General features: G+C 65.2%; 7 protein-coding genes and 1 tRNA gene. 3 read left to right on the top strand and 5 right to left on the bottom strand.

Annotation, left to right across the window (positions count from 1 at the left end; genetic code table 11):
- The first annotated feature begins 531 nt into the window (after window positions 1-531).
- From AC1RWI_RS31510 to AC1RWI_RS31500, 3 genes are all read left to right on the top strand, one after another.
- Window positions 532-780, top strand: a complete 249-nt coding sequence (locus AC1RWI_RS31510; RefSeq protein WP_492870281.1) for a hypothetical protein — start codon at window positions 532-534, stop codon at window positions 778-780.
- 5 nt (window positions 781-785) lie between these two features.
- The gene (locus tag AC1RWI_RS31505) at window positions 786-1,046 is read left to right on the top strand and encodes a hypothetical protein (RefSeq protein ID WP_144409791.1); all 261 of its coding nucleotides are present in this window, start codon (window positions 786-788) and stop codon (window positions 1,044-1,046) included.
- A 182-nt stretch (window positions 1,047-1,228) separates the two neighbouring features.
- A complete protein-coding gene (locus tag AC1RWI_RS31500) occupies window positions 1,229-1,885 on the top strand; it encodes an SOS response-associated peptidase (RefSeq protein ID WP_043345801.1) in 657 nt (218 codons plus the stop codon).
- A 197-nt stretch (window positions 1,886-2,082) separates the two neighbouring features.
- Here the strand turns inward: AC1RWI_RS31500 and AC1RWI_RS31495 are convergent.
- The 5 genes from AC1RWI_RS31495 to AC1RWI_RS31475 all read right to left on the bottom strand — a co-directional run bounded on the left by AC1RWI_RS31495 (window position 2,083) and on the right by AC1RWI_RS31475 (window position 6,560).
- Window positions 2,083-2,169: transfer RNA gene (locus AC1RWI_RS31495), tRNA-Leu, on the bottom strand.
- Between the two features lie 241 nt (window positions 2,170-2,410).
- A complete protein-coding gene (locus tag AC1RWI_RS31490; RefSeq protein ID WP_043345470.1) occupies window positions 2,411-3,742 on the bottom strand; it encodes an MFS transporter in 1,332 nt (443 codons plus the stop codon).
- 81 nt (window positions 3,743-3,823) lie between these two features.
- Entirely contained in the window at window positions 3,824-5,158 is a 1,335-nt protein-coding gene (locus AC1RWI_RS31485) for an amidase (protein ID WP_492870280.1), read from the bottom strand.
- Complete coding sequence (locus tag AC1RWI_RS31480; RefSeq protein ID WP_043345464.1) at window positions 5,155-5,832, bottom strand: DUF2848 domain-containing protein; 678 nt, start codon at window positions 5,830-5,832, stop codon at window positions 5,155-5,157. Before AC1RWI_RS31480 ends, AC1RWI_RS31485 begins: the two co-directional genes overlap by 4 nt.
- Before the next feature lie 29 nt (window positions 5,833-5,861).
- Entirely contained in the window at window positions 5,862-6,560 is a 699-nt protein-coding gene (locus AC1RWI_RS31475; RefSeq protein ID WP_043345460.1) for a GntR family transcriptional regulator, read from the bottom strand.
- Window positions 6,561-6,825 lie beyond the last annotated feature (265 nt).

Genomic DNA, 6,825 nt, shown 5'->3' with positions numbered 1-6,825 from the left:
CTGGATGCTCACCAAGAAGGGCAGTGATCAAACGAATCCGGCGAATTGCCATGGACACGAAGTCATGGCTTATAGGCCAAGATCCCGGCCGGCGTATCCGGTGCGGTCAACGCACGCCTGCACCTGCAGCGGCATGCGCCCGCTCATGCCGGCAACAGGGTGCAGATCGGACACGGATTCCTTTGCGGCAAGGTAGGAAGCGCAGCCTTCAAGGGCGAATAGCCCGGTCAGAGCCAGCGCAGAGGCGGAAAACATTCGCATGGCATGCCTTGTGCACGAAACGGCAAGGGGAAGGCAGGTTCTTTCCACCGAGGGTATCGGAGAAAGTCCTCCCATGCCCTCGCCGCAAGGCGGTCTTATTCGAAGAATTTAGTGCCTGCCGCCCTCTTGTCAAGCCACTCATGGGCGCAGCCCCGGTGTCCGCAGCGCCGTTTTTGGGAGGCGAGAAACTGGCGGCCGCTTCTCGACGGCGACCGGTTCCGCATGCGGCCATTCATTCTTGACCCGTCCGGACAGCCAGTGGAGGAACTTGTGCCAGATTTCCACCTGGACTTCCTGAGGGGATGGTTCAGACGCTTCATCCTGCGGACGGATCTGCCGGATCAGGATGCCCACGTCTGGACTCGCTTCTGTCCATGGGACACGCCGGTATTCCTGACCCACTTGATTGCACACAGCGTCGACAAGATTTTCACGTCGTCAAGCTGGGCGGAAGCACAGGACAAGCATCAACGCGTTGCGGAAAAGGCCAAGCGTTTACTGCCGCGCGTGGCGAAGTGACCGCCATGGCACCCGAGTTCCCTATCGGCCCGGACGGCCGGTGCCTGTATCCGAAGCGCACGGCCGCCGAGCTGCGCGCCAACAAGTTGCAGAAAGCATACGGCGGGGGCTGCCACATGTCGCACGCGCAGATCCTAGAGACTTTTCGGGCCGAGATCCGTGGCGAACCCTGCATCGAGGAACGGGAGGCTTGGGAAGAAGAGTTCTTCGGACCAGCCATGCAGAGCGTTTACACTCGACAGCGCACCCAGAACCGCGGCGGATAGCGCACGCGGCGCCAACAGGAGGCACCGTGGACGTAGTTGCAGCATTCACACTCGCAAAAGCAGCCATTGAGATGGCTAAAGGGATGTCGTCCCTAGCAAGAGTTATTACAAGCAACGGCCGACAACGCCGCCCTCCAGGCGCAGAGGGACTATTTCGGCGCGCATAGCGTGAGTCAAGAGCGATGTGCAATAACTACGCCCCGGTCCAGCGGCAATTGCTGCGCGACGTCTACGGCATCGAGCCGCCGATGGATTACCCGCCGGAGACATGGCCGGACTATGCCGCGCCGCTGATCGTGGCCGACAGCGAAGGCAGCCGCCAGGCGCTGGTGGGCACGTTCGGCATGGTACCCAAGACCCGCATCCCGCCGGGCGTGGCCAAGTTTGACACCACCAACGCGCGATCGGAGACAGTCGGCGAGAAGCGGTCGTTCTCGGGGCCGTGGAAGAAGGGCCAGCTCTGCCTGGTGCCGGCCACGAGCTTCTACGAACCCTTCTACGACCCCGATCAGGAGAAGCCCAAGTCCGTGCGCTGGCGCATCTGGCTCAAGGACCAGCCTGACTTCGCGATCGCTGGCTTGTGGCGGGCGTGGCCGAGCGAGGCAGGCGCCGAGTTGTTCAGCTTCACCATGCTGACCATCAACTCGGACAAGCACCCGCTGATGAACCGCTTCCATGCCCCAGGCAAGGAAAAACGGATGATCGTCATCGTGCCGCGGACGCAGTGGGATGACTGGCTGCGTTGCCGGGATACTGAGCGGGCACGGAGTTTCATGAGGCCCTACCCGGCGGAGTTGATGGATGCGGAGCCTGCGCCACGTGCCCCAAAAGCATTGTGAGGCGAATCCAACTCAACGTCTCCAGCGGGGATTAATCCAAGGCCTGCGCAACAGTTCAGGCGGGCAACCTGACCGTGGGTGAATTTTGGGTGAACTGGGTGAAAGGACTAGACAGAAACAGAAAGAACCTACCGAGTCGAATTACCGGTAAGCCCTTGTTTTTCAAGGCTTTCGGCAGTACCGGAAAGCCCTGGAAATGGTGCGAGGGAGGGGACTCGAACCCCTACACCATTGCTGGCGTCAGGACCTAAACCTGGTGCGTCTACCAATTTCGCCACCCTCGCAGTCCCTGCGGCGTGCATCCCTGGCGGGAGGCCGCTGTGCTCGTTGTCTTGCAGGCGTGCCGGGCAGCGTGAGAGATGTCACAAAACCACAAAAGCAAACAGGCGGCTGGAACTGCCCGCCTGGCTTGTGTTACCTGTGCTGCCGGCGCACTTTGCGCATGCAGCGCAACGAGGCAGCGGATTCTAGCGCAAAGCGCCGCTGGAATCCAGCCCCCTCGTGCTGCCTGGGGCATCTCCTGGGCTATGCCTTCGCGCTGGCCTTGGTTTTGATGAATGCCAGCACCAGGACCGTGGCGCAGGCTTCCAGCGCGGCGACAAAGTACAGGCCGGACGAAAGCTGGCCGGTGTTGGTCTTGAACCAGCCGATCATGTAGGGCGCGACGAAGCCGGCGAGGTTGCCGATGGAGTTGATGAGGGCGATGCCGCCCGCGGCGGCGGTGCCGGCGAGGAAGGCGGAGGGCAGCGACCAGAACACCGGGAAGGCGGCGAGGATGCCGACGGAGGCGATGGTGAGCGCCACCATGGCGAGCACGGCGCTGTGCAGCCACATGCCGGTGAGCACGAGCCCGGCGGCGGCCATCAGGGTGGCTAGCGCGCAGTGCAGGCGGCGCTCACCGGTGCGGTCGGAGTGGATGCCGTTCCAGACCATGGCGAGGGTGCCTGCGATGAAGGGGATGGCGGAGACGAGGCCGATCTGCAGGTTGCCCTTGACGCCAAGCTCCTTGATGATGGATGGCGACCAGAAGGCGATTGTAGCGTTACCGCTGACCACGCAGAAGTAAATGGCGGCGCAGATCCAGACGCGCGAGTTGGTGAAGGCGGCGCGCAGCGAGGAGTGCTTCGCGGGGTCGCGGTTTTCGGCTTCGATCTCGCGGGTGACGAGGTCGCGCTCGCTGGGGCTGAGCCATTTGGCGCTGATGGGCTTTTCAGGCAGGAACATCAGCACGGCGATGCCGGCGAGCACGGAGGGGATGCCTTCGATGACGAACAGCCATTGCCAGTTGGCGAGGCCGTCGACGCCTTCCATGCTGCTCATGATGAAGCCGGCGAGCGGGCCGCCGATGACGCCGGCGATGGCGAACGAGGTCATGAACAGGCCGTTGATGCGGGCGCGGCGCTGGGCCGGGAACCAGTAGGTCAGGTAGAGCACGACACCGGGAAAGAAGCCGGCCTCGAACACGCCGAGCAGGAATCGCAGGGCGTAGAACTGCATGGGGGTCTTGACGAAGATCATCGCCATGGAGGCAAAGCCCCACAGGATGGTGATGCGGGCGAGCGTGCGGCGCGCGCCGATTTTCTCCAGCAAGAGGTTGCTGGGCACTTCGAACAGGAAGTAGCCGATGAAGAAGATACCGGCACCGAAACCGTACACGGCTTCGCTGAATTGCAGGTCTTGCAGCATCTGCAGCTTGGCAAAGCCGACATTGACGCGGTCGATCCAGGCGAGCACGAACAGGAACACCAGGAAGGGAATCAGCCGCACTGCGATCTTGCGGTAGGCCTCATTGCGCTCTGCCGGGGTGTGGGCCGGGCTTTCCAGGGCGCCAGGGGCGCCGGTCATCACGGAAGACATCGGTGGTACTCCTTGGGTGTGGATTGACGGGGCCGCGCTGCCTGGCCGCGGCCCTTGGTCTTTTCTGCTGGTTGCTACGCCTTACCGCAGCGCGGCTTCGATGGCGCCGGCCACCTGCAGCACGCGCGCGTCGCGCCCGTTCAGGCTGCCGACGCTCAGCCCCATGCCCTGCTCCGCCGCCGGCATCGGCAGCGATACGGCACAGCCGTCGAGGAAGTTGAGCACGCTGGGGTTGCGCAGCACGAGGCCGTTGGTGGCGAAGAAGGCTTCGTCGCTTTGCAGGGCATCGAGCCGTGGCGGGCGCACGGCGACCGTGGGCATCAGCCAGGCGTCGGCTTCGCGCAGCAGGCCGGCGGCGCGCGCCCGCATGGCGCGGCGCTCGGCCAGCAGTTCGATATAGTCGGCGGCGCCGAGTTGCTCGCCGCGGCGGATGCGCATGGCAACGCGCGGGTCGTAGGCATCGCCGCGTTCGGCCAGCAACGGCTTGTGCCAGTGCCAGGCTTCGGCTGCCGTGAGGCCGCCGGCGGCGTTGATCTGCGGCAGGCGCTTGAGCTCGGGGAAGTCGAACGGGATGATCTGCGCACCGAGCCGGGAAAGCGTGGCGAGCGTGGCGTCGAAGGCTTGGGCGACGTCGGCGTCGAGGCCGTCGCACACGAAATCGCGGGTCACCAGCAGACGCAGCCCGCCCAGCGGCGCGGGGCGGCTGTCCAGCGTTTCGCCGCTGACGATGGCGTCGAACGCGGCGCAGCAGGCAACCGAGCGCGCCAGCGGGCCGGCGGAGTCGAGCGAGGTCGACAGTGGCACGGCGCCGGCCAGCGGCACCCGGCTTGCGGTGGGCTTGAAGCCGGTCAGGCCGCAGAACGCGCTGGGGATACGGATGGAGCCGCCGGTGTCGGTGCCGAGCGCAGCGACGGCCAGATCGAGCGCCACGCTGAGCGCACCACCGGACGTGGAGCCACCTGCGATGCGTGCGTCGTCGAAGGGCGTGCGGGGCGTGCCGTAGTGCGGGTTCAGGCCGAGGCCGGAGAACGCGAACTCGCTCATATTGGTGCGCCCGATCAGCACGGCGCCGGCGGCGCGCAGGCGCGCCACCACGGGCGCGTCGGCGCTGGCGGGCTCGCCCGCGAGCGCCTTCGATCCGGCCCGGGTCACCTGCCCTTTTACGTCGAACAGGTCCTTGATGGAGACCGGCAGCCCGGCCAGCGGAGAAGCCACCAGCCCTGCTGCCCGCGCCTGGTCGGCGGCGCGGGCTGCGGCCAGCGCGCCGGCGCCGTCGACTTCCAGGAAGGCGGTGCCGCCAGCGTTACGGTGGCCGTCGATGCGAGCCAGTGCCTGCTCGGTCAGCGCAACGCTGGTGGTGCGCCCGGCGGCCAGGTCGGCGGCGAGCGCGGCGATGGTGGGCAGCGTGGTGCTCATGGTGCGACCGCCAGGCATTCCACGCGATAGGCATGGCGCAGCGTGCGCTTGAGCACCGGATCGTGGAGCTCGACTTCAAAGGCTTCGCCGCTGCCCAGTTCGCCAATCACGGCTTGCGTGCCGCAGAACATGGCGGTGCCCACCGGCAGCTTGTCTTCGCCGGTGAGGCGCTGGATCAGGTCGCGCGGGTCCAGCAGGCGCGTGACCAGCCCTTCCTGATAGAGCGCGCGCTGGCCGTTGCGGGTGCGCCAGCAGCGCATCTGCAACTGGTCCCAGTGCGCGGCCACATCGTCGAAGCGCCAGACTTCGGTGCCCAGGGGCTTGGCGCACATCTGCTTGGAGACGGTGACGTCATAGGCTTCGACCTTGCGGTCGGTGTGGTCGGAACCCACGCCGATGTACATCGCGTCCTTGGCCGCCAGCAGCACGAACTCGATTTCGCCGGAGGAGTCTTCGCGCGGCACTTCGAGCAGCGCGTCGGTGGTCAGCAGCGAGGCGGCCAGCGGGTAGAAGCACGGCACGGTGGTCGGCGGCTTGACGCCGATCTCTTCGAGCTCGCGGATGTGGTGGTTGACAGCGTCGGCGTCGCGGCCGGTCCAGCCGGCGATGATCAGGCGCTGGATATCGAGGACGAGTTCACCCTCGCCGGCTACCTGGAATTGAAGTGTCGGCATTGCTCACTACCTGTTGCGGAGAAAAACGGTCAGATGGTCCGGATGATGTTCTTCCGGAATTCGTCAATGTGTTCGCGGATGGCCTCGCGCACGGCCGGCACATCGCGCCGCTCCAGGGCATCGATGATCACCCTGTGCTCCTGGTAGACGTTCTCCAGGTGCTGCGGGTCGGACAGCGAGAGGAACCAGAAGCGCGCCTGCTTCTCGTGCAGGCCGCGCAGCAGGTCGGCCAGCACGCGATTGCGCGAGGCGGCCGACATGGCGGTATGGAACTTGAGGTCGAGCGCGGCCAGGCCGGCGATGTCGCGCCGCGCGATCAGGTCAGGCGAGCGGTCGACGATCTCGCGCATGGCCTTGAGATCGCTCTCGTGGGCGCGCTCGCAGGCCAGCGTGGCGCACAGCACTTCGTTGGTGGCGCGCACTTCGATCATGTCGAGCACTTCGTTGAGCGACAGCGGCGAGACCAGCACGCCCTTGCGCGGCAGGATCGACACCAGCCCTTCCACTTCCAGCCGGTGCAGCGCCTGGTGCACGGGGGTGCGACCGATGCCGAGCAAGGCCGCGACCTGGGCTTCGTTGAGCGGCTCGCCAGGACGGAATTCGCAGGAAATGATGCGCCGCTTGATCTCGGCATAGGCCTGCTCGCGCAGCGCGGCGCCGGTGGCAGCGCGCGAAGCTGGCTCGGGGGTGTGATCGGCGCCGCCGACCAGCCGGATCGGGTTCGACATGGTGATTCCCGCAGTCTTGAAGTTGTTGTGATACTAGTCTGATATTTCACTGATCGTCAACAAATCAGGAATGCGGGTAAACACTGAAGGGGAACGAATCGACTGCATCGCACTGTCGCGCATGCGCTGCATGTCTCGCCAGCCCGCAACCGGGAAAACGCCCCGCAAGCCTTATAAAACAAGGCATTCAACCGGAATAAGAAAGCTCGCGCCCCCAAATCGGCGGGCCAGTTACATCACTGCTATTCCCAAAGAAAGATGGCCC

The organism is Cupriavidus sp. MPR-AND1C (assembly GCF_058809705.1).
This window is presented reverse-complemented; position numbering and strand designations above follow the sequence as displayed.

What these genes read in the sequence shown, in the direction of transcription:
- AC1RWI_RS31485 (WP_492870280.1), bottom strand. Translation starts at nt 5,158, where the DNA reads ATGAGCACCACGCTGCCCACCATCGCCGCGCTCGCCGCCGACCTGGCC.
- AC1RWI_RS31480 (WP_043345464.1), bottom strand. Translation starts at nt 5,832, where the DNA reads ATGCCGACACTTCAATTCCAGGTAGCCGGCGAGGGTGAACTCGTCCTC.
- AC1RWI_RS31475 (WP_043345460.1), bottom strand. Translation starts at nt 6,560, where the DNA reads ATGTCGAACCCGATCCGGCTGGTCGGCGGCGCCGATCACACCCCCGAG.
- AC1RWI_RS31490 (WP_043345470.1), bottom strand. Translation starts at nt 3,742, where the DNA reads ATGTCTTCCGTGATGACCGGCGCCCCTGGCGCCCTGGAAAGCCCGGCC.
- AC1RWI_RS31500 (WP_043345801.1), top strand. Translation starts at nt 1,229, where the DNA reads ATGTGCAATAACTACGCCCCGGTCCAGCGGCAATTGCTGCGCGACGTC.
- AC1RWI_RS31505 (WP_144409791.1), top strand. Translation starts at nt 786, where the DNA reads ATGGCACCCGAGTTCCCTATCGGCCCGGACGGCCGGTGCCTGTATCCG.